The sequence below is a fragment of the Vibrio sp. 10N.247.310.23 genome (assembly GCF_041467155.1).
GTDB lineage: Bacteria > Pseudomonadota > Gammaproteobacteria > Enterobacterales > Vibrionaceae > Vibrio > Vibrio crassostreae_C.
Genome location: NZ_JBFSTZ010000010.1, coordinates 50,909 through 71,499, shown reverse-complemented (window position 1 = coordinate 71,499; position 20,591 = coordinate 50,909). Strand labels below are relative to the sequence as shown.

At 44.3% G+C, this 20,591-nt stretch carries 18 protein-coding genes and 1 riboswitch; of the genes, 9 read left to right on the top strand and 9 right to left on the bottom strand.

Going from position 1 to position 20,591, the window contains the following annotated elements; genetic code table 11:
• Positions 1-2: 2 nt before the first annotated feature.
• Both AB6D93_RS09755 and cyoE read left to right on the top strand, forming a co-directional pair.
• Positions 3-1,058, top strand: a complete 1,056-nt coding sequence (locus AB6D93_RS09755) for a heme A synthase (protein ID WP_102332018.1) — start codon at positions 3-5, stop codon at positions 1,056-1,058.
• Positions 1,048-2,022: a heme o synthase gene (cyoE, locus tag AB6D93_RS09750; protein ID WP_102332019.1), complete on the top strand. Its 975-nt coding sequence runs from the start codon at positions 1,048-1,050 to the stop codon at positions 2,020-2,022. The genes AB6D93_RS09755 and cyoE overlap by 11 nt, the downstream gene beginning before the upstream one ends.
• Positions 2,023-2,133: 111 nt before the next feature.
• Here the strand turns inward: cyoE and gbpA are convergent, their stop codons facing one another.
• Positions 2,134-3,600: an N-acetylglucosamine-binding protein GbpA gene (gene gbpA, locus AB6D93_RS09745; protein ID WP_102332020.1), complete on the bottom strand. Its 1,467-nt coding sequence runs from the start codon at positions 3,598-3,600 to the stop codon at positions 2,134-2,136.
• Positions 3,601-3,672: 72 nt separating this feature from the next.
• Positions 3,673-3,762, bottom strand: a riboswitch (cyclic di-GMP riboswitch).
• Between the two features lie 323 nt (positions 3,763-4,085).
• Between gbpA and AB6D93_RS09740 the strand changes: the two genes are divergently transcribed.
• The 4 genes from AB6D93_RS09740 (at position 4,086) to aroG (ending at position 6,806) form a co-directional block, all read left to right on the top strand.
• Positions 4,086-4,439: a hypothetical protein gene (locus tag AB6D93_RS09740; RefSeq protein WP_017061749.1), complete on the top strand. Its 354-nt coding sequence runs from the start codon at positions 4,086-4,088 to the stop codon at positions 4,437-4,439.
• A 100-nt stretch (positions 4,440-4,539) separates the two neighbouring features.
• Positions 4,540-5,211, top strand: coding sequence for a DUF3313 domain-containing protein (locus AB6D93_RS09735; RefSeq protein ID WP_102332021.1), 672 nt, complete (start codon positions 4,540-4,542; stop codon positions 5,209-5,211).
• Positions 5,212-5,224: 13 nt separating this feature from the next.
• On the top strand, positions 5,225-5,440 hold the full coding sequence (locus AB6D93_RS09730) for a DUF3820 family protein (RefSeq protein WP_004730103.1): 216 nt from the start codon (positions 5,225-5,227) through the stop codon (positions 5,438-5,440).
• Between the two features lie 313 nt (positions 5,441-5,753).
• Positions 5,754-6,806 (top strand): 3-deoxy-7-phosphoheptulonate synthase AroG, encoded by a 1,053-nt coding sequence (aroG, locus tag AB6D93_RS09725; RefSeq protein ID WP_017061746.1) that lies wholly within the window; start codon positions 5,754-5,756, stop codon positions 6,804-6,806.
• Between the two features lie 110 nt (positions 6,807-6,916).
• Here the strand turns inward: aroG and AB6D93_RS09720 are convergent, their stop codons facing one another.
• The 3 genes from AB6D93_RS09720 to AB6D93_RS09710 form a co-directional block, all read right to left on the bottom strand.
• The gene (locus AB6D93_RS09720; protein ID WP_102332022.1) at positions 6,917-8,341 is read right to left on the bottom strand and encodes a phosphomannomutase CpsG; all 1,425 of its coding nucleotides are present in this window, start codon (positions 8,339-8,341) and stop codon (positions 6,917-6,919) included.
• Positions 8,342-8,356: 15 nt separating this feature from the next.
• The gene (locus tag AB6D93_RS09715) at positions 8,357-9,892 is read right to left on the bottom strand and encodes a mannose-1-phosphate guanylyltransferase/mannose-6-phosphate isomerase (RefSeq protein WP_102332023.1); all 1,536 of its coding nucleotides are present in this window, start codon (positions 9,890-9,892) and stop codon (positions 8,357-8,359) included.
• 86 nt (positions 9,893-9,978) lie between these two features.
• A complete protein-coding gene (locus AB6D93_RS09710; protein ID WP_065585022.1) occupies positions 9,979-11,148 on the bottom strand; it encodes a mechanosensitive ion channel family protein in 1,170 nt (389 codons plus the stop codon).
• Between the two features lie 186 nt (positions 11,149-11,334).
• Between AB6D93_RS09710 and AB6D93_RS09705 the strand changes: the two genes are divergently transcribed.
• On the top strand, positions 11,335-11,991 hold the full coding sequence (locus AB6D93_RS09705) for a TrkA family potassium uptake protein (protein WP_019820412.1): 657 nt from the start codon (positions 11,335-11,337) through the stop codon (positions 11,989-11,991).
• Between the two features lie 19 nt (positions 11,992-12,010).
• The gene (locus tag AB6D93_RS09700; RefSeq protein WP_017065604.1) at positions 12,011-13,378 is read left to right on the top strand and encodes a TrkH family potassium uptake protein; all 1,368 of its coding nucleotides are present in this window, start codon (positions 12,011-12,013) and stop codon (positions 13,376-13,378) included.
• A gap of 98 nt (positions 13,379-13,476) precedes the next feature.
• Here the strand turns inward: AB6D93_RS09700 and msrB are convergent, their stop codons facing one another.
• Positions 13,477-14,619, bottom strand: coding sequence for a peptide-methionine (R)-S-oxide reductase MsrB (gene msrB, locus AB6D93_RS09695; RefSeq protein ID WP_102332024.1), 1,143 nt, complete (start codon positions 14,617-14,619; stop codon positions 13,477-13,479).
• A gap of 200 nt (positions 14,620-14,819) precedes the next feature.
• On the opposite strand from msrB, the gene AB6D93_RS09690 reads away from it, so the two are divergent.
• Complete coding sequence (locus AB6D93_RS09690) at positions 14,820-15,218, top strand: OsmC family protein (RefSeq protein ID WP_102332025.1); 399 nt, start codon at positions 14,820-14,822, stop codon at positions 15,216-15,218.
• A gap of 152 nt (positions 15,219-15,370) precedes the next feature.
• Here the strand turns inward: AB6D93_RS09690 and AB6D93_RS09685 are convergent, their stop codons facing one another.
• The 4 genes from AB6D93_RS09685 to phnW form a co-directional block, all read right to left on the bottom strand.
• The gene (locus AB6D93_RS09685; RefSeq protein ID WP_017064823.1) at positions 15,371-16,441 is read right to left on the bottom strand and encodes an OmpA family protein; all 1,071 of its coding nucleotides are present in this window, start codon (positions 16,439-16,441) and stop codon (positions 15,371-15,373) included.
• Between the two features lie 440 nt (positions 16,442-16,881).
• On the bottom strand, positions 16,882-17,700 hold the full coding sequence (gene phnX / locus AB6D93_RS09680) for a phosphonoacetaldehyde hydrolase (RefSeq protein ID WP_102332026.1): 819 nt from the start codon (positions 17,698-17,700) through the stop codon (positions 16,882-16,884).
• Positions 17,701-17,792: 92 nt separating this feature from the next.
• Positions 17,793-19,214, bottom strand: a complete 1,422-nt coding sequence (locus AB6D93_RS09675; RefSeq protein ID WP_102332027.1) for an aspartate aminotransferase family protein — start codon at positions 19,212-19,214, stop codon at positions 17,793-17,795.
• Entirely contained in the window at positions 19,214-20,317 is a 1,104-nt protein-coding gene (gene phnW / locus AB6D93_RS09670) for a 2-aminoethylphosphonate--pyruvate transaminase (protein ID WP_102332028.1), read from the bottom strand. The genes AB6D93_RS09675 and phnW overlap by 1 nt, the downstream gene beginning before the upstream one ends.
• Between the last annotated feature and the right edge of the window lie 274 nt (positions 20,318-20,591).

The window sequence follows — 20,591 nt, the reverse complement described above, 5'->3', positions numbered from 1 at the left end:
CTATGCAAAAAGGAGCTCCAAAGTTACTCATGTTGATTATGAGAGTGACTATATTCCTAACTTTGACTGTGATTGTACTCGGTGCTTACACTCGTTTGTCTGATGCCGGTCTTGGCTGTCCCGACTGGCCTGGTTGTTATGGAAAGATCACGGTGCCTTCTGATGTATTGGCGGTGACTGAAGCGAATCTGCAATTTCCAGAACGAGCTCTCGAAGCAGACAAAGCGTGGATAGAGATGATCCATCGCTACTTTGCAGGAACATTAGGGTTGCTTATCTTTGTCGTTGTAGCTTGGTGTATTAAAAAGAACATCACACCAGTTGGTCTTCCATTACTTATCTCTGCCACTGTGATTTTTCAGGCTTTGCTTGGAATGTGGACGGTGACTCTTAAGTTGATGCCCGTTGTGGTTATGGCGCATTTGATGGGGGGCTTCACGTTGCTGTCACTGTTGTGTCTGCTCTACTGCCGTTTGTCTCAATTCCAAAGCCGTTTTGGCGAGGCTTCTTATTCTCCAACACTTAAATTTTGGGCGTTGTTTGGGTTACTCATTGTGGTTGGGCAGATACTGCTTGGTGGTTGGACATCGTCAAACTATGCCGCTTTGGTGTGTACCCAATTGCCTATTTGTGAAGGTAACTGGATGAGCTACCTCGATTTCAAAAATGCGTTCGATTTTGCTCAACACGGACACGATAACTATGAGTTTGGTGTGTTGGAGTATCCCGCGAGGCTTACCATACATGTCATGCACAGGTTCGGGGCTATTGTGGCGACATTAACGGTGCTGATGGTCGTGTACCAGTTATGGAAGTTTGGCCAAGTGCCTCACCAAAAGCTGAGCATGATTGTCGCAATAGTGTTGTTTACTCAAATCAGCCTTGGGATCAGTAATGTATGGTTTCACCTGCCAATCTCAGTTGCGGTTTTGCATAACCTAGTCGCAGCAATGTTGCTCATCAGCATGGTTGTAACCAATTTTGTGGTGTGGCAACGCAAACCGAGTGAGAGCTTGGTGAAGAACAGTGTATTACAAGGAGGTAATCATGGTCAGTAGAACGTCAACACAGTATGAAGTGGTGGCTCAAGACGCAGCCTTAACTCATAAGATAACAGCCAATAATGACATAACTTTAAGTAACGAAAAGGCTGAAAAAAACAAAGCCACTTGGAAAGTTTATTTAACGCTGACTAAGCCTAAAGTGGTGGTTTTGATGTTGCTGACAGCATTGGTTGGGATGTGTTTGGCCGTGCCGAATGGATTGCCTTTGCAACAAACTCTGTTCGGAATGATTGGGATAGGGTTAATGGCAGGTTCAGCGGCTGCGTTTAACCATTTGATCGATAAAAAGATCGACGGCCAGATGACTCGAACAAATCGACGCCCTTTACCATCCGGTGAGCTGAGTAGTGTGCGTGTGTTTAGCTTTGCAGCAGGTATCGGCTTATTTGGGTTCGCTACGTTAGTGGTGTGGGTCAATCAACTCACGGCTTGGCTAACCTTTGCAAGTTTATTGGGCTATGCGGTCATCTATACCATGTACTTGAAGCGAGCGACGCCACAGAACATCGTAATTGCAGGGATAGCTGGCGCAATGCCACCGTTATTGGGCTGGACGGCAGTCACCAACGAGCTGCATTCAAATGCTTGGTTGTTGGTGATGATCATCTTTATTTGGACGCCTCCTCATTTCTGGGCGTTGGCAATTCATCGTCGTGATGAGTATGCCAAAGTGAACATCCCCATGTTGCCTGTGACTCACGGAATCGAATACACCAAGACGTCTATTCTTCTGTATACCTTTTTGCTTAGCATCGTGTGTATATTGCCTGTATTGGTTGGCATGAGCAGCTGGATATATTTGAGCGCTTCTTTGGTTCTCAACGGCGGTTTTATTTATCACGCTTGGGTACTTAAATATCGTGATGAACCTAATATGGCGATGAAGACCTTTAAGTTCTCCATCTATCATCTCATGATCTTGTTTGTCGCTCTGTTGGCGGACCACTATCTACTTTGATAACTGATGCTTCAGCTGTTACAGAATAAGAAAACGGATGCTTTGGGCATCCGTTTTTGTTTGGTTGATGACTAAAACTCACCCAATACAAAGTAAGTATCTAGCGAGTACTTAGTCCACTTTGTTCCAAGCACTTTGCCAGTGTGAACCGACACCTGGTTCGTACTGAGTTGCTGTTGGAGCCCATTGAACACAGTAGCCAGAGTATGGGAACTCTTTACACTGATAAACGCCACCATCGCTGCTTAGAACCTTTGTTCCTGCTGTGTAAGACTCAATGCTTTCTGGGAACACGAAGTCGTAGTCGCCTGCTGGTGGCGGTGTTTGCTCGTCCATTAGGTGGAAATCAAGCGTGTTCTGATCCACTAAGTTACCTTGGTCATCTTTCGTCACAACCACAAGCATGTGGTGGCCAGCTTCAGACTTAGAAAGAGTCAGTTGAACATCTTCAACTTGTCCGTCTGTTAGATCCGATTTCTGAGATGCAAGTGCTTCACGGTGATGGTTGTACACGGTAAGCTCAGCTTGGATATCGCCTGTTGCCGCTAACGTAAGATCAAGCTGAGTAGGTTGGCTCTCATCGATAATGTACTCTGATTCTAAGCCCGAGACTTCAAGATCATGCTCGGGTTCTGGAGTATCAATCTTGTAGCCGATTTCGACACTGTTAAAGCCAGAGCCTGCTTTTAGATAAACAGGATTCGTGCCGTAAACGGGTGCGAAATCGCCTTGGTCATTCAATTGACCTGCTTTGATTTGCGTCTGCTCTTGGTTGATCTTAGAAGCAAGCGCGTAAGACCAGTTATTGGCTTTGCCTTGTTCAGAAGTTTCAATCACAAGCTCAGTGCTGTATGAAGCGTTCTCACCAGACTGGTCGAATACACGCGTATAAACAGCGTCACCAACATTCAGGTCTTGTGTCGGGTTGATTTGACCACCTTGATCCCAATCAGGAATGATAGGGCCGTCACCATCAAATTTCACGTCGATAACGTTGTAGAAAGCCGCTGCAGTGTCACCTACATCCCATACCGCAAGGATCACTTGATAACCTTCACGCTCTGGCACATTACACAAGTGACTGACTTGCATCGGTGGCTGTTCCATATTGCCTTCAACAACACAGAATGGCGTTAAGTCAAAAGAGCTGCGAGCCAACGGCTGGTTTGGATTCCAGTCGGGTTGAGTAATGTAATATTTCCAATCGCGAGTCTTGTGGTTAGCTGTGAATGTCCACTCGAAGTATTGAGAACCAGACTTGATAGGGCGTTTAACCCAGCGGTCTGCCTTTTGCTCGTCTAGTGCTGCTGCTAAAGAAGATTGCGCACTGGCGATTCTCCCATCAGCAGGGCCAACTTCTGGGAAGCCTTCAGGGCCTTCTACACTTTGTGGTTCGTATTGGATACCACCACAGTTGGTGTTTTTCTCTTGCGTATCACTCGCAGGGAACTTACATAGGGCAACACGGCTCTCAGCTACGCCATTGTTGTATGCCGAGACATAACCGTGACCGAAGCTTGCACCGCTTACGCTAAGAAGCGATAGCGCGATGAGTGATTTTTTTTGGAGTTGTTTCATTATTTGTCCTTACTGTATTTGGCCGACAAAAAAGAGAACACCCCGGCATGCATTTACACTTAAATTCTATTAAGTGGCGGCCCCGCTATCATAGACAGAATATTTGTCGACAGACCGGTGGCTTTGCGTCTTATTCTTTCAAATAGTTTGCCAGAAGTGCGTTTGAGCAATCGAAATGTAGCCAACCAGTTTTATAAATGCGAATCAATCGATTGAAATGTGGAATGCCAATCTCGAACTTTTAATTCTTGATACAAATTAACTTGCTATATGTTTAGTTCGTTAACGTATAAATTATTGATATAAATAAAGAAAGCATTTGCTCTAATCGTTTTAGTGAATGAATTTGGGTTGTTTCGCTTCGCTCTGTACAACAATTGTGCGCATATCAAAACCAAACCTTTGGTTTCCACTAACCGAACCCTGACACGCTATGTATGAAAAAACGGACAATTGATTGGTATGAATTATATAAAGGAGTCGGTATGGAATTCACAGAACTAGACAGAGACGCGTTGTATCAAACGTGGATGTCACAAAAATCGAGAATGCGAATTACGCAGATGGAGTTTTCAAAAAAGCTAGGCATGAACCAGCTTGATTTCTCAAGAGTGCTAAGAGGGGAGACGCCATTAACCATGTCTTTCATTAGTCACTTTTGTCGTTTACTTCATTTGGAACCAAGGAATGTATTCCCTTCGCTAAAAGAGGGTAATGAATCGGGCCCTAAAGTGGTCTACCTGAAAAGTAGAATGAGTGTTGATGGTGAGATCCAAAATGCTTATATTGAAGGAAATCAGGTAATTGTAGAGTACGCACACACTGTTCAACATGACTAATTTTAGAGTTAGCTCTGATTTTTAACCCCCTTTTTCTACAACCTTTTCACATAGGGTATGTCATACTTAATTAGATTCCTTAATTTTGACTAAGTGCGTTATGAACCCTTTAAAAGTCCTTTTGCTTGTTGCAACCAGCATTTTCTTGCTTGGTTGTGCAGGCGGCCCAATTAGAACCGCTACTAAATTTACCAGCTACGAAGATTTTCAGGCTGGGCCTGACGGAGGCGTCGACTTGGTTTGGGCAAGGGTTGGGCTACGTGACGCGCAGCGTTTGAAATCCAAGTTAGATGACTACGATTCTGTAGTGATCGACCAAATTTTTGTTTTAGCAGAAGAAGGTTCGTTGGATCAGGAAGAGATTCAGGAACTCACTGAGCACATGGTTGCGCGCTTGGAAGATAAAATATCGCCTCATAAAACGATTGTCGATGAACCGACAGGAAAAACGCTCCGCTTGAGTATCGCTCTGAGTAACGTTGAAACGCCCAATCCGATCTTAGCTGTAACGAGCAGCGTTCTGCCGTTTGGCCTTGCGATGTCAACCATATCTAAGGTCACGACTGGTGAGCACACCAATGTTGGGAGTGCGAGTGTAGAGTTATTGGTCAGTGATGCTCAAGAGGGCACACCACTGTTTGCAGCCATCGACCGTGAAGCGGGTAACAAAGATTTTTCAACCATGATTGATTCGCTGGATGATGCCAAAGACGCGATCAACTATTGGGTTGAACGTTTAGGTGATACTCTACACAACATAGATGACGCATAGTAAAGACCGAATAATGCTAGAGAAAGAGAACCTGATTAAGTTGGCTCGAATGCAGATGCCATTTGGAAAGTACGCGGGTCGTACACTGATTGACTTACCTGAAGAATATTTGCTGTGGTTTGATAAAAAGGGATTCCCGTCTGGTGAACTCGGCGATTTATTGAAACTGTGCCTTGCTCTGAAAATTGAAGGGCTTGATAGTGTCGTCAAGCCATTGAAAAGAATGTAATTAAATAAAAGCTCACGCTGATCACGTGAGCTTTTTTGTTTTTGAGTTCGACACAATTTTACATGCATGATGTAGCTTGAAGAATGGCTCTTCTTACCTTGCTATAAAATACGCAATCGATAGCGTGTAAATAATGGTATACAGGGTGTTTTAAATATAAAACACAAAAAAAATTGCGTTTATTTTTAATTAGTGATTGAAACTAGAGTTTTTACTAGTTAAGTTACAGGGAACAAGAAGATTAGTGCTGATAGAAAGTGACGTGAGACAACGTACATTCAGCTCAAGGATAGAAAAAAGGAAGAAGTAAGCAATGTTCCAGACTGATGATGTAAGAATTAACAAAGTAAAAGAGTTATTACCCCCTGTTGCTGTTTTAGAAAAGTTTCCAGCGACAGAAGTTGCTTCTTCTACAACCTTTGAAAGCCGCAAAGCGATCCACAATATTTTAGAAGAGAGCGATGATCGCTTGCTTGTTATTGTCGGCCCATGTTCTATTCATGACACAGAAGCTGCTCTTGAGTACGGTAAACGTTTGAAAGTGTTGCGCGACGAACTGGGTGATAACCTTGAAATCGTAATGCGTGTTTACTTTGAAAAACCACGTACAACTGTTGGTTGGAAAGGTCTAATAAATGACCCGTACATGAACGATACGTTCAAGCTAAATGATGGCCTTCGTCTAGGACGTAAGCTACTGCTGGACCTAACTGACATGGGCATGCCAACGGCAAGCGAATTCCTAGACATGATCACGCCTCAATACGTTGCTGACCTAATCAGCTGGGGTGCAATCGGCGCACGTACTACAGAATCTCAAGTTCACCGCGAACTGGCTTCTGGCCTATCTTGCCCAGTTGGATTTAAGAATGGTACTGATGGCAACATCAAGATTGCAACAGATGCTATTCGCTCTGCTAGCGCTTCTCACCACTTCTTATCAGTAACTAAGTACGGTCACTCAGCTATCGTTGAAACAGCAGGTAACCCTGATTGTCATATCATCCTACGTGGTGGCAAAGAGCCAAATTACAGCGCAGAACACGTTGGTAAGATTAAAGAAGAGCTAGCAGCTTCTGGTCTTCCACAAAAAGTGATGATCGATTTCAGCCACGCAAACAGCTCTAAGCAGTTTAAGCGTCAAATGAACGTATCTGATGACGTAAGCGCACAAATTTCTGGTGGCGACAAAGCTATCTTTGGTGTGATGATTGAATCTCATCTTGTTGAAGGTCGCCAAGACCTGGTTGAGGGCAAAGCTGCAACGTACGGCCAATCTGTTACTGATGCGTGTATTGGTTGGGAAGACACTGAAACAGTACTTCGCCAGCTGGCAGACGCTGTTGAAGCTCGTCGTAACAAATAGACTAATTACAGTCAGCGATTAAGCTACTGAAAATTCAAAGCCCTTAGTTAGCAACAGCTAATAAGGGCTTTTTTGTGGATCTTAGTTGAAAACTGGAAGTGTCTGTATTCTTAAATGAGAAAAGACAGTAACTCGTCGACTTTAAGTGACAGTAAAGCTTTATCTTGTTTGGTTTCAACGTTAAGGCGTATTAATGGCTCGGTATTGGACTTTCTTAAGTTGAAGCGCCATGAGCCCATATTCATGCTGATTCCGTCTGTGTGATCGATCTCAACGGCATGATCTTGGTAGTGCGATAACACGCAAGCCATGACCTGCTCTGGGTCTGAGACTCTTCGATTGATCTCCCCGGAAGAGGGGAATCTATCTATACTAGTACTCGTTAATTGGTGAAGAGATTGTTGAGTTTTCGACATCAGCTCGATAACCAATAGCCAAGGAATCATGCCTGAATCGCAATATCCAAAATCACGAAAATAATGGTGTGCGCTCATTTCGCCCCCATAGACGGCATTCGTTTCACGCATCTTCTCTTTGATCAGTGCGTGTCCTGCTTTAATTCCAATCGCTTTTCCACCATGCGTTTTTGCGATTTCAATTGTGTTCCAGGTCATGCGCATATCGTGCAATACAGTCGTGTTAGGCTGTTTGACCAAGAATGCTTCAGCAAGCAACCCTACAATGTAATAACCCTCGATGTAATTGCCTTGCTCATCAAAGAAAAAGCATCGGTCGAAGTCTCCATCCCAAGCAATTCCAAGGTTGGCAGAATGCTCTAAAACGGCATCTCGAGTGGCTGCTTGGTTCTCTCTAATCAAAGGGTTTGGAATACCATTTGGGAAGTTTCCATCAGGGTTATGATGAACTTTGATGAAGGTGATAGGGACACCGAGTTCGTTAAATTTATTATCTAAAGCATCAATGATATGTCCTGCAACACCGTTCCCAGCATTAACCACAATCTTCATCGGTGACAGCTTTGATGGGGTTATGTACGAGAGTAGGTGCTCGACGTACGGAGCAAGAATACTGTTCGATCTACTAGAGTTACTTGGTTGTGCATGAACGAACGGTAAATTGCAGTTCAGCTCTTGATTAAGTTCTTCAATGCGTCGTTTGATTTCATCTAAACCACTGTTTTTACTGATAGGGCTAGCGTCTACACCGACCATTTTCATGCCGTTGTAATTGATTGGGTTGTGGCTGGCTGTGATTTGTATTCCGCCAATCGCTTTTAGGTAACGAGTCGCAAAGTAGACCTCTTCAGTGCCAGTCATACCTAGATCAATGACGGTAATCCCTGACTCGATTAAGCCTTTGGTCATGGCTTCTTGTAATGACAGGGAGGTTTTGCGGTTATCACGACCAATCACTACCTGCGCCAAACCATCGAGTGAGGTTTCAGGCTTAGCGGATAGGACGTATTCGCCAAATGCCTTACCGAGCAGGTAGGCGAGTGGCTCATTGATTTGTTTACCAATGACGCCGCGGATATCGTTGTTCTTAAAGCAGTTTAGGTCTAATGTTGGTTTCATCGATTTGTCGCTGCTTTATTTCGTTTGGTTGTGCTTTGATGATTGGACTTGTTGCTTGCGCACGTCTCGCCTATAACTGTCTTGATATCGAATGATGTCGCCTTCACTTAAATGACTGCCTGTTTGTACTTCAATCATCTCGAGTGGGAGATCCCCTGGGTTCTCTAGGCTGTGAATATGACCTAAAGGGATGTAAGTGGATTGATCTTCTTCAACCAGATAGGTTTTCTCATTGTTGGTCACTTTCGCAGTACCCGCCACGACTACCCAATGTTCCGCTCTATGGTGGTGCATTTGTAACGACAACTTGTGACCGGGTTTAACGGTGATACGTTTAACTTTGTCGCGCTTGCCTAGGTCGATAACATCGTATTTACCCCAAGGTCTAAACACCTCACGATGATGCACATGTTCTGTGCGACCCGCTTGATTTAGTTGACTGACAATCGATTTAACACCCTGAACCTTGTCTTTATTTGCAACCAATATAGCGTCTTTGGTTTCGACAATAATCAGGTTGTCGACACCTACCGTCGCAACCAGCTTATTTTCAGCATGGATGTAGTTGTGTTGAGAGTCGACGGTTAACACATCACCTTCAATGACGTTATTGTGCTGATCTTTTTCGCTTACATCCCAGATCGCGGACCATGAGCCAATATCGTTCCAGCCGACATCCATCGGGATCACCGCGGCGTGCGAGGTCTTTTCCATCACGGCGTAATCGATTGAATCACTTGGACTGCTTTTGAATGCTTCAGCGTCTATACGGATAAAGTCGAGGTCGGTATTTTGCGTTGCAAGAGCGAGTTTACAAGCCGCTACTATCTCAGGGTGGTGTTCGGCGAGTTCTTCAACATAGCGTGATGCCTTAAACATGAACATGCCACTGTTCCATAAGTATTGTCCTGAGCGGATGTACTCTTCTGCTGTTGCTGTGTCTGGCTTTTCTACAAAGCATTCTATGGCGAAGGCGTGATTGATTGGCTGCTCTGTTCCATTAGTATCAGTTTGAGCACTGGAGGAAAGAGGCTCTCCCTGCTTGATATAGCCATAGCCAGTCTCTGGGGAGCTAGGTGTTATACCGAATGTCACCAGCTTGCCTTGTTTTGCATAATCAACACCACGACTAATCGCTTGTTGGAATTCAGAGGTTTTCGCGATGTGATGATCAGCAGCCAGCACTAACAAGATAGGGTCGGATGCGCTTTGTTCATTAAGCGGTGGTTTACTTAAAGCCTTTAGGGCGGCAAGCGCAATGGCTGGGGCTGTATTTCTACCGACTGGCTCTAGCAGAATACCACTATGTTGAATGTTAGCTGATCGAGCTTGTTCAGCGGCAATAAAGCGATGCTCTTCATTACAGATAATGAATGGGGCATCGCATTTACTATCCATCAAGTGCTCTTCAAGGCCTTGCAGGCGTTGAAGTGTGTGCTGAAGCATTGACTGGTCGCCGGCAATATTGAGAAATTGCTTAGGGTAAAGCTCGCGAGACAGTGGCCAGAGACGACTTCCGGAGCCGCCGGCTAGAATGACAGGTAAAATCATAGCGTGGTAATTAGGTGCATTAGAATACTGCCATCATATTACCACGCTTCACGCTTATTACTTATCGATAACCAAGAAGGATATGACTATCGATGACCTTCCGTAGGGGAGTTCAACATGTCTTTGGGATCGCTAATATTCTGATTATCACCTAGGCTTTGAACGCTGTTATGATCTTGAACATTAGAAAAGTCTTGAGGGTCAATCTTGAGTGTCTGTGTTGGGAACGCGATGTCTGCATTGTGTTTATGAATAATCGCCAGAACCTGTAACAGAACGTCTTGCTTCACTTTGTGGTACCTGATCCAGTTGACTGTTTTTGTGAAGGTATAGATAAAGAAGTTGAGCGTTGATGGCCCAAATTTGTCAAAGTTAACGATCAACGTCTGTTTGGCATCAATATCTGGGTGGGTCTCGAGCATGGTTCTTACATCATCAACAATGAGCGCCAATTTGTCTGCATCTTGATAACGAAGACCAAAGGTTTCATTGATTCTACGATTCAACATTCTCGATGGATTCTCTACCACAATACTACTGAACACCGAATTTGGCACGTACAAAGGACGCTTATCAAAAGTGCGGATGATCGTCATGCGCCAACCAATGCGTTCGACAGTGCCTTCGATTTGACGATCGGGAGAACGTATCCAATCACCGACTTTAAAAGGGCGGTCGAAGTAAATCATCATGCCACCGAAGAAATTCGACAGTAAGTCCTTAGCCGCTAAACCGACGATCAAGCCACCAACACCACCAAAGGTGAGTAAGCCTGATAGGCTGAGTCCAAACGCTTGCATGATTGTCAGGCCGCCCATGACCATAAAGAACAGACGAGCTACTTTTGCAATCGCCTGTACAGTTGTCTCATCCCTGTTTTTTTGCTCTAAGACGTATGCTTCAGCATTGGTGATCATTCGTAAGGTGAACCAAACGAAGGTACATATGATCAATATGTGCTTGAGAGTTTTTAACCAGTTGATTTCATTGCCAAACTGATCTTGAAGAATCAACCCGATAGATACGGTCGCTGGCCAACACCAAAGTAACGTACTGACAGGGGTTTTCAGTGCCTCTAGTAGTAGGTCATCCCAGTGAAAGTGGGTTCTCTGTACCAGAACTTCCAAGCGATTATGGATAATTCGCCAAGCTACCCAAGCGAGAAAACTCGCAATAGTGATGCATAGGACGCTGTTTGCCCAATCACTATGGCTCTGGTTGATGTAGGTTTGTACTTGGGTTATGAATTCATTCATTGTGTGTGCTGCCGCAGAAATTATGAATTGGAAATTAGCAGAAACTCGAGTTGTTCTCTACCTTTATAAATCAAGCGATTATGACAATAGTATAACCTTATTCTTGCAGAACTAACTTTTTTTGAGATAGAAACTAATGTAGGTTTGGCTATCCCGTGTAATTAAAATTTCTAAACAGGATTTCAAATGAGCGACAAACAATATGCAGTTATCGGTTTAGGGCGATTTGGTCTGTCTGTTTGCAAAGAGCTACAAAGTTCAGGGGCACAGGTACTGGCCGTCGATATTGATGAAGAGCGAGTGAAAGAAGCAGCGGCTTTTGTTTCACAAGCGATTGTTGCGAACTGCACGAGCGAAGAGACGGTGAAAGAGTTAAGACTCGATGATTACGATATGGTGATGGTGTCGATAGGCTCTGACGTTAACTCAAGCATTCTAACGACTTTGGTGGTGAAAGAATCTGGAGCAAAAGCAGTCTGGGTTAAGGCGAACGATAAGTTTCACGGCAAGATTCTCTCTAAGATTGGTGCTGACCATATCATCATGCCTGAACGAGATATGGGCATTCGTGTTGCGCGTAAAATGTTGGATAGACGCGTTCTCGAATTTATCGACCTTGGCAGTGGCTTAGCGATGACGGAGATTGTTATTGGTTCTAAACTGTTGGGTAAGAAACTTGGCGATCTTAAGCTGTGTAAAGAAAATGGTGTTGAGGTACTTGGCTTCAAGCGAGGGCCGAACCTCACTAAAGCACCAGAATTGGATGTGAGTTTAGAAATTGGGGATGTGGTGATCATCGCTGGGCCGAAAGAGACCTTATCTAGAAAGCTACGCAATTGGTAATTGGCAATAAGGTAACAGTATGAATTCGTTAAAACGAAAAGGTACTTTCTACACGCTTAAGAGTGATAAAAAGCCACGTAAAGGCTCTGAACCTAAGATTATCCTTACGAGCTTCTTAGGCGTACTTATCCCCTCTGCAATATTGTTGACGATGCCTGTATTCTCTGTGACAGGCCTAAGTTTTACGGATGCACTGTTTACAGCAACCTCGGCGATCAGTGTGACAGGATTAGGTGTTGTCGATACCGGTGAGCATTTCACCTTGGCGGGTAAAATCTTACTGATGTTCTTGATGCAAGTCGGCGGGTTAGGGCAGATGACTCTATCTGCGGTACTGCTTTACATGTTCGGTGTTAGGTTAAGCCTTAAACAACAAGCACTCGCGAAAGAAGCGCTTGGCCAAGATCGTAAGATTAACCTTCGTAAATTGGTTAAGAAGATCATCATCTTTGCATTAGTGGCTGAATTTATCGGTTTTGTATTGCTCTGCTTCCGCTGGGTACCTGAGATGGGATGGTCAACGGGCAGTTTTTATGCTCTATTTCATGCGATATCTGCATTCAATAACGCAGGTTTTGCACTGTTTTCAGACAGTATGATGAGTTTTGTTGATGATCCGCTGGTGATCTTCACCTTAGCTGGCTTGTTTATTTTCGGTGGGCTAGGCTTCACAGTCGTCGGCGACCTATCGAGTAACTGGCGTAAAGGTTTTCGACATCTTCATTTACACACCAAGATTATGCTAACCGCCACTCCGACTCTATTGTTGGTAGGTACGGTATTGTTCTGGCTGCTAGAAAGAAATAACTCAGCAACCATGGAAGGGTTATCGACTCAAGGACAGTGGCTAGCCGCATTTTTTCAGTCGGCAAGTGCTCGTACTGCTGGCTTTAATAGTGTGGATTTGTCTCAGTACACACAGCCTGCGTTGCTGGTAATGATTGTACTGATGTTGATTGGTGCAGGTTCTACCTCAACAGGTGGTGGTATTAAGGTTTCGACCTTTGCAGTAGCCTTTGTCGCAACGTGGACCTTCCTCCGTCAGAAAAAGCACGTGGTGATGTTTAAGCGCACTGTGACTTGGCAAGCGGTAACAAAGTCATTGGCCATTATTGTGGTAAGTGGGGCGTTATTAACCACCGCGATGTTTTTGTTAATGCTTACTGAAAAGGCAGCGTTTGATCGAGTCATGTTTGAGGTGATTTCAGCCTTTGCAACGGTTGGCTTAACCGCTGGCTTAACCGCGAACCTGACTGAGCCAGGTAAATACATCATGATTGTTGTTATGGTGATTGGACGTATCGGCCCCCTGACCTTGGCTTATATGCTAGCTCGCCCAGAACCTTCCTTGTTGAAATATCCAGAAGACACGGTGTTGACTGGTTAATTAGGTTCACGGGCTGATAAATAAAGCTCTGTAAATAAAAACAAAGCCAGCGATATGCTGGCTTTGTTGTTATAGGCTGTTCGTTAAATGCTGAATGCTTAGCCCTCAAACATCTCAACGTATTCCTCATAGCCTTCTTCTGCTAATTTATCCGCTGGGATAAAGCGCATTGCGGCTGAGTTCATGCAGTAACGTAAGCCTGTTGGTTTTGGACCATCTTTAAATACATGTCCCAAGTGAGAATCACCAAACTTACTGCGAACCTCTGTTCTTGGGTAAAGCAGTTTGTAGTCAGTAGTTGTGACGACATAAGCCTCGCTGATTGGCTGTGTAAAGCTCGGCCAGCCTGTGCCTGACTTGTATTTGTCTTTTGAAGAGAACAATGGCTCCCCAGTTACGATATCAACGTAAATACCTTCTTGCTTGTTATCCCAGTATTTGTTGTCAAATGGGCGCTCAGTAGCGTCTTCTTGCGTTACATCGTATTGAAGTGCTGTAAGCTTCGCTTTGATCTCTGCATCAGACGGTTTTACGTATGTTTTAGCATTCGCTGTCGCATTCTTACTGTCGATGATCTGACGTAGTGTTTTAGGGTTGTCCTTTCTATCATCACCGAAGATCTTATCTAGGTACTGATCGCGGCCAGAAGCATAGCGGTAGTAGTTATAACGAACCTTACTCTTCTTGTAATAATCTTGGTGGTAATCTTCTGCTGGCCAGAACTTCTCAAATTTTATCAGTTCTGTTTTTAGTGGTGCACCAAAGATATTAGCTTTGTCGATCTCCATCATGAAGTTCTGAGCAACATCTTTTTGTGCTTGGTTATGATAGAAAATAGCCGGTCGATAATGACGGCCTCGGTCTACAAAAGAACCTTTGTCATCGGTTGGGTCGATGTGTCGGAAGAATTGGTCAAGAACCTGTTCGTAGCTAACCACATCAGGGTTATAGGTCACGTTGATCACTTCGATGTGACCTGACTTACCCGAAGAGACCTGTTTGTAGGTTGGGTTTTCCAGTTCACCACCAGAGTATCCAGAGATAACGTCGGTCACGCCTGTCAGTTTTTCTAGATCGGATTCTGTACACCAAAAACAACCACCAGCCAGTGTCGCGATTTCAGTTTTACCTGAACTAGCCGTTTTATCCATTGTATTGGCAGTGCCAGTCTGGCTTACAAACAGCGAAATCAGTGGTAGTGTAACCACGAGTGATACCAATATTTTAGATAATTTATTCATAGATACCTCATCTTGACGTTTTTCTCATTCGATTTTGAATGTACGAATAGAGACAGGTTTTAGATGGAAAAAATTACACTATTCATGAAAAAAATATCTCAAATAGAAAATCTTGCTCATAAATGCCGCCAGTAGTAGGGTGTAGGCATTGATATAAAATACCAAATAATGATGACGTTTTCGTACATCTAAGGAACAACATGCAAGCAGAAGTTAAATGGGTCGAAGGCTTTAAATTCCTCGGTCAATCTCAATCAGGCCATTCTATTGTTATGGATGGAAGCGGCGGTGCTACTGCGCCAAGCCCGATGGAAATGGTGTTAATGGCTGCTGGTGGCTGTAGCTCTGTTGATGTGGTAGATGGATTGAAATCTGCTGGTCAAAGCATTACAGGCTGTAACGCGAAACTTGAAACTACACGTCGTGAAACCGCGCCAAAAATCTTTACTGCGATTAACATTCACTTTGAAGTGTCTGGTGACAACCTTGATCCTGAGCAGGTCGCTAAGGTGTGTGCGGATTCATTAGAAAAGTACTGTTCTGTATGTCTAATGTTGGGTGCTGGCGTAGAGATGACTCATAGTTGGGAAATCGTCTAGTCTTCTGATTGTACAGCTTGGCGGTAGGCTAATCTTTACGGCTTACGGCTTACGGCTTATCGCTTACGGTTTTTAGGCATAGCCAGACAAAGAAAAGGGCGGAGCACTTTAAAGTGCTCCGCCCTTATTATTTTAACTAAGGTAGAGTGCTATTATTCAGCAGCTTCTACGATAACTTCTTCAACTTTGACTTCTTCTTGGTATTCAAAACCAGGGATCGTTGCGTCAACACGACGGTTTTGAGCACGACCTTCAGCTGTAGCGTTTGATGCAATTGGATTCTCTTCGCCTTCACCTGACGCTGTAATACGGTCTGCTTCAATGCCTTGCTCTTCGATGTATGCGGCTACAGCAGCAGCACGTTTCTTAGAGATCATTAGATTATACTCAGCTGCACCTGTTGAGTCGGTGTGACCAACAACATCAACTGATGATTGAGGGTGAGCTTTAAGTACTTCAACTAATGGCATTAATGCAATTTTACCATCTGTAGACAGTTCAGTACTGTTTGTCTCAAACATACCTTGAGAGAAGCTCTCAGTTTGCGCTTTAGTAACAACCACGGTTGTCTTCTCTTCAACAACAACTGCTGGTTCTGTGATTGGCTCAGATGGCGCTTGAGTCACTGCTACTGCAGAAGCTGTTGCAGCCGCCGCTGATGCTGTTGTGTTGCCAGTACCGAAGTTGTAGCTAACACCAACTGATAGTAGGTTCGAGTTCAGGTCTTGAACGTAGTTGTCGTCGAAATCATCAAAGTATTGGTATTCAACACGTAATGCCCAATCAGAAGATAGTTGCTTCTCTACACCGATACCAGCAGAAAGAACGACGTCATCCTCGCCACCGTGTGAAATGTAAGCAGGACCTGCTTTAAAGAATACGTCAAACTCTTGTTGTACTGCTAGGCGGTACATTGGAGTTAGCGAGATTGCGATCAGTGGATCGCTGAACGCAGCTGTTGTGCCGTTCTTTGAAAAGCTTGTCTTGTAGTCGCCAAGGAAGTCTGAGCTTAGCTCAATACCAAACTTGTCATTAAAATTGTAGCCAGAGTAGATGCCTGCACCAATTGCATCATCATCACACTTTTCACCGCTTACGCATGCGCTGTCTAGCCAGCCCACGCCCACTTTTGCACCCACGTAAGTCGTTGCAGCAATAGAAGGCGCTGCTGCTAGGCCTGAAGCGGCTACAACAGCACACATGATTTTTGACAGTTTTTTCATAATTTTTTCCTTGGATTAACTCTTATTTTTATCTGAACTTACCAGTAAAACGATCACTTATTGGGTTACGACACTGCTTATAATAAGTAAATCAAGGTGTTGGTTCAGGTGAACCTGTTTCTTTCTCAGTACTTATATTGTTAATCTGATTGCGTATTGGAGTCAATGAAATTGTTAAATATTATATATTTAAGATGCCTTTATTGTTGATTTTATCATTTGTTGGAATGTTTATGTTTAAGCTATAGCCTAGCCTCGTCTATTTACCAGTGGCGCTACGGGTAATAAGTAAAAAACTTGCGCTTTATCATGCTTATAAAACAAAAATCCCCACCCAATATGTATAACTCGAATGAGTACATGATTGGATAGGGATTTGAATTAAAGCGATTAGAGATGTTTTTCACGTACTTTACGTCACGTGAACATCTCGCTTTTGCTTATGGGCGCTCTCCTGCCAGTAAACGCTGTTCAATATCTGCAATGACGCCTGGTAGGTCTGCAATGGTATCGATCAAGTAGTGCGGGTTTGATTCGTTTAGCCTAACGCTTGCTTTTTCACGTGCAGCTGTAAGTGTTGTCTCGTCTGCATCTAAATATTCTTGATACGTTAAGCCTGCTTCGTTCCCCGATAATACAAGTCCAACTGTCCACATGCCTGCGTTGTGACCCTCATCGATCCCCGGTGCTGCGTCGTCTACTTTTACACACGCAGCAACGCTAGTTACACCTAGATCGATTACGTTTTTCAGTGCCATAAATGGAGCAGGGCGACCACCTTGAGGTAAGTCATCGGTCGCTACCACGTTATCTGGTCGGTAACCGTAATCTGCAGCAGCAGGAATTAAAACATCCATCACTTCACGTGGGTAACCTGAACAAGACCCGATCTTCACGTTCTTCTCTTTTAGGTTATTGACCACTTCTATCGCATTCAAAATAGGTGCTGCGTGATCGGCTACTTTCGCTTTTTGAAGAGGCATGAATGCCGCGTAGATCGCGTCAACGTCTTCACTTGTCATGGAGCGTCCGAACTGAGCCTTCCAACGAGCGTCAACAGCTGGAATTCGACCCACTGCTTGGATGTGGTCCCATTTGCCGATCCCCATAGGTTCACGCGCTTCAGCTAAGTCGATGTCAAAGTCGAAACCTTGTTTGAATGCTTCAACGAAGATGCTAGTTGGAGCAAACGACCCAAAATCAACGATAGTGCCGGCCCAGTCAAAGATAACCGCTTGGATAGGTGATGTCGTGTTCATAATAGTGTCCTATTTTTGTGTCACTCCCAGTTCAAAGTTCTGGGAAACAAATGGTTGTTTAAGGTTATTGGTTTAAATGTTGATTTCGAGAATTAAAGGTATTCAAAATCTTTGCAGACTTTGGCTATCGCTTTTTCGAATACAGACAGAGCGACTTCTAGCTCGCTACGGCTGATGATCAATGGTGGGCTCAATTGAATCACGTTACCTTGTGAAACCTTAAAGCTCAGGCCATCGTTCAGACATTGGTAAAGTACTGCTTCTGCTTCATCGAACGCTCGGTTTTTGGTGATATGGTCAGTGACCAATTCCACTCCCCAAAGCAGACCGATGCCGCGAACGTCACCAATGACTGGGTATTTCTCTTTCATTTGAAGCAGTTGTTCACGCACGAATGCGCTGTCCGCTTGTACTTTTTCAAGTAGATTTTCTTGCTCAATCACTTCCATCGTAGCCAGTGCCGCTGCGCAGCCAATAGGACTTTTCTCGTGGGTGTAGTGACCAAGTGATACTTGCGCTGCCGTGTTGTATTTGTCTTTAGTGACCATGGCTGCAATTGGAACCAAGCCCCCGCCAAAACCTTTACCGATACAAAGAATGTCAGGTTCGATATCAAAGGCCTGGTGAGTGAACCATTCGCCACTACGACCCATACCGTTTGGAATGTCGTCGATGATCAACATGACGTTATGCTTATCGCAGATCTCACGGATGCGCTTCCAGTAAGCTTTGCTTGGAACCTGAACGTCTGTGTTACGCACTGCTTCGGCAATGAAGGCTCCAATGCCACCTTCTTTTTCAATCACATACTCTAAATAGTCGGCATAGTGAACGTCGCATGCAGTTTCGTTTGCATTGACTGCGCTATTCTCGTTAAACGGGAAAGCGCCACGATAAGAGACGGCTGGTGGAATGCGTTCTACGCCAGCCATTAACGGGCCCATGCCTTCGCGGAAACAAGCTTCACCACCCACTGAAATTGCGTCCAGTGACGCGCCATGGAATGAGTCCCACAGTGAAACGACCTTGAAGTTGTTGGTGACATGTCGAGCCAGTTTGAGTGCCATGCCGATAACCGAAGTACCACCCGGTGCAAACAACACGCGGTTCAACTCACCACCGCAGATCTGTGTCAGCTTTTCAGCGCATTGAACGGCTGTTTCATTGGTAAAGCGACGTGGTGAAAACGGCAATGAAGCCATTTGTTGAGTCACTTTATTAATGATATGTGGATGGCCATAACCCAATTGATGAACATTGTTACCGTGAAAGTCCATGTACTTCTTGCCCGTCGCATCTTGAATGTAGATGCCTTCAGCTGCTTCAAGTGTGTCTAGACAAGGCGTTGACATCGCTTGATGAAGAAATACGTCAGAGTCACGTTTTAACATCGCTTGAGTCGCATCATCGTTTAGCGACTCGTTCCATTTCTCACGCGCTGGCGTGGTGTTCACATCGCCTTCGCTTCGAAAGTGTGTCGCCTTTAGAACAGAATCTTGATTGGCCATCGTCATTATTTGATGTCCCAGTACATAGCATTCTTAATTGCGTCAATTAGAGCTTCAATGTCTGACGGATACACTTCACCGATGTTACCGATTCGGAAGCAGTCGGCGTTTGAAACCTTGCCCGGGTAAATCACAAAACCTTGTTCTTTCAAACGGTCATAGAATTCCTTGAATTGGTAATCGCTATGAGTTGGAGAATAGAAAGAGGTGATAATCGGTGAATGAAGTTCATCATTTAACAGAGGTTCAAAACCAAGAGAGCGCATACCTGCAACCAGTGTGGTTTGGTTTGTTTGGTAGCGATTATGACGAGCTTCGATACCACCTTCCTGTTCCAATTCAAGTAGAGCTTGATAGAAAGCACGCACTGTATGCGTCGGAGAGGTAAAACGCCATTTACCGAGGTTGCTTTCCATGCAGTGCCATTGGTCAAACAGATCAAGGCTTAATGAACGAGCTTGGCCTTTGCACTTTGCCAGTTCCGATTGCTTAGCAATAACAAAGCCGAAGCCCGGTACACCTTGGACGCACTTGTTTGCAGAGCTGATCATGTAATCGATACCTAAGTCAGCGATATCCATAGGGATGCCACCAAAGCTCGACATTGCATCGAGAATGACGGTTTTGTTGTGCTGTTTTGCCAATTTGGCAATGTCTTCAATTGGATTCAGCATGCCTGTCGTGGTTTCACAGTGCACAATCGCAACGTGAGTAATGTCTGAATCCATGGCCAATGCCGTTTCCATTTCGTTCAAGTCAGGCTGTGATGTTTCACCTGGGGAAACGACATGGCATGGAATGTTTAAGTATTCTGCGATTTGAGCAATACGAGCGCCGTACGCACCGTTATCAACAACAAGAAGCTTACCGTTGTTAGAGATAACGCTACCGATTGTTGCTTCTACTGAAGCGGTGCCGCTACCTTGCATTAATACGCTTGTATATCCCGCTTGCTTAGTCGCTAAAGTCACTAGCTTGCTACGAATCACTTCAACAACGTCTTTGTTGTATTCATCATCCCAAGTACACCAATCTTTTAACATCGCTTGGCGAACGGTTTCAGAAGTAGATAAAGGGCCCGGTGTCAGCAGTAAGTATTCGTTTCTCATGTTCAATTCTCGTGATTTGTATTTTGGACTATACCAGTATTTGCAATTACTTTAACAACCAATTTAAACGGTCGTAAATAGCCCAAACGTTATTTTCACAAAAGCTTCATATTCAAATTTGTCACTTGTGTTGAGAAATTTTCCGATCTTTAAATTGCCATTTTTTGTTCATTTAATCGTCATAAAAGCCAGTTAGCTTAATACTCGAAATCTGGTACATACCAATGCAAAGGTGTGTGTTAACAACCTAAATGAATTTATGGATATAGAAGCC

What these genes read in the sequence shown, in the direction of transcription:
- AB6D93_RS09700 (WP_017065604.1), top strand. Translation starts at nt 12,011, where the DNA reads ATGAATTCGTTAAAACGAAAAGGTACTTTCTACACGCTTAAGAGTGAT.
- aroG (WP_017061746.1), top strand. Translation starts at nt 5,754, where the DNA reads ATGTTCCAGACTGATGATGTAAGAATTAACAAAGTAAAAGAGTTATTA.
- phnW (WP_102332028.1), bottom strand. Translation starts at nt 20,317, where the DNA reads ATGAGAAACGAATACTTACTGCTGACACCGGGCCCTTTATCTACTTCT.
- AB6D93_RS09685 (WP_017064823.1), bottom strand. Translation starts at nt 16,441, where the DNA reads ATGAAAAAACTGTCAAAAATCATGTGTGCTGTTGTAGCCGCTTCAGGC.
- AB6D93_RS09720 (WP_102332022.1), bottom strand. Translation starts at nt 8,341, where the DNA reads ATGAAACCAACATTAGACCTAAACTGCTTTAAGAACAACGATATCCGC.
- AB6D93_RS09675 (WP_102332027.1), bottom strand. Translation starts at nt 19,214, where the DNA reads ATGACGATGGCCAATCAAGATTCTGTTCTAAAGGCGACACACTTTCGA.
- AB6D93_RS09710 (WP_065585022.1), bottom strand. Translation starts at nt 11,148, where the DNA reads ATGAATGAATTCATAACCCAAGTACAAACCTACATCAACCAGAGCCAT.
- AB6D93_RS09730 (WP_004730103.1), top strand. Translation starts at nt 5,225, where the DNA reads ATGCTAGAGAAAGAGAACCTGATTAAGTTGGCTCGAATGCAGATGCCA.
- AB6D93_RS09705 (WP_019820412.1), top strand. Translation starts at nt 11,335, where the DNA reads ATGAGCGACAAACAATATGCAGTTATCGGTTTAGGGCGATTTGGTCTG.
- cyoE (WP_102332019.1), top strand. Translation starts at nt 1,048, where the DNA reads ATGGTCAGTAGAACGTCAACACAGTATGAAGTGGTGGCTCAAGACGCA.
- AB6D93_RS09690 (WP_102332025.1), top strand. Translation starts at nt 14,820, where the DNA reads ATGCAAGCAGAAGTTAAATGGGTCGAAGGCTTTAAATTCCTCGGTCAA.
- AB6D93_RS09735 (WP_102332021.1), top strand. Translation starts at nt 4,540, where the DNA reads ATGAACCCTTTAAAAGTCCTTTTGCTTGTTGCAACCAGCATTTTCTTG.
- phnX (WP_102332026.1), bottom strand. Translation starts at nt 17,700, where the DNA reads ATGAACACGACATCACCTATCCAAGCGGTTATCTTTGACTGGGCCGGC.
- msrB (WP_102332024.1), bottom strand. Translation starts at nt 14,619, where the DNA reads ATGAATAAATTATCTAAAATATTGGTATCACTCGTGGTTACACTACCA.
- AB6D93_RS09740 (WP_017061749.1), top strand. Translation starts at nt 4,086, where the DNA reads ATGGAATTCACAGAACTAGACAGAGACGCGTTGTATCAAACGTGGATG.
- AB6D93_RS09715 (WP_102332023.1), bottom strand. Translation starts at nt 9,892, where the DNA reads ATGATTTTACCTGTCATTCTAGCCGGCGGCTCCGGAAGTCGTCTCTGG.
- AB6D93_RS09755 (WP_102332018.1), top strand. Translation starts at nt 3, where the DNA reads ATGCAAAAAGGAGCTCCAAAGTTACTCATGTTGATTATGAGAGTGACT.
- gbpA (WP_102332020.1), bottom strand. Translation starts at nt 3,600, where the DNA reads ATGAAACAACTCCAAAAAAAATCACTCATCGCGCTATCGCTTCTTAGC.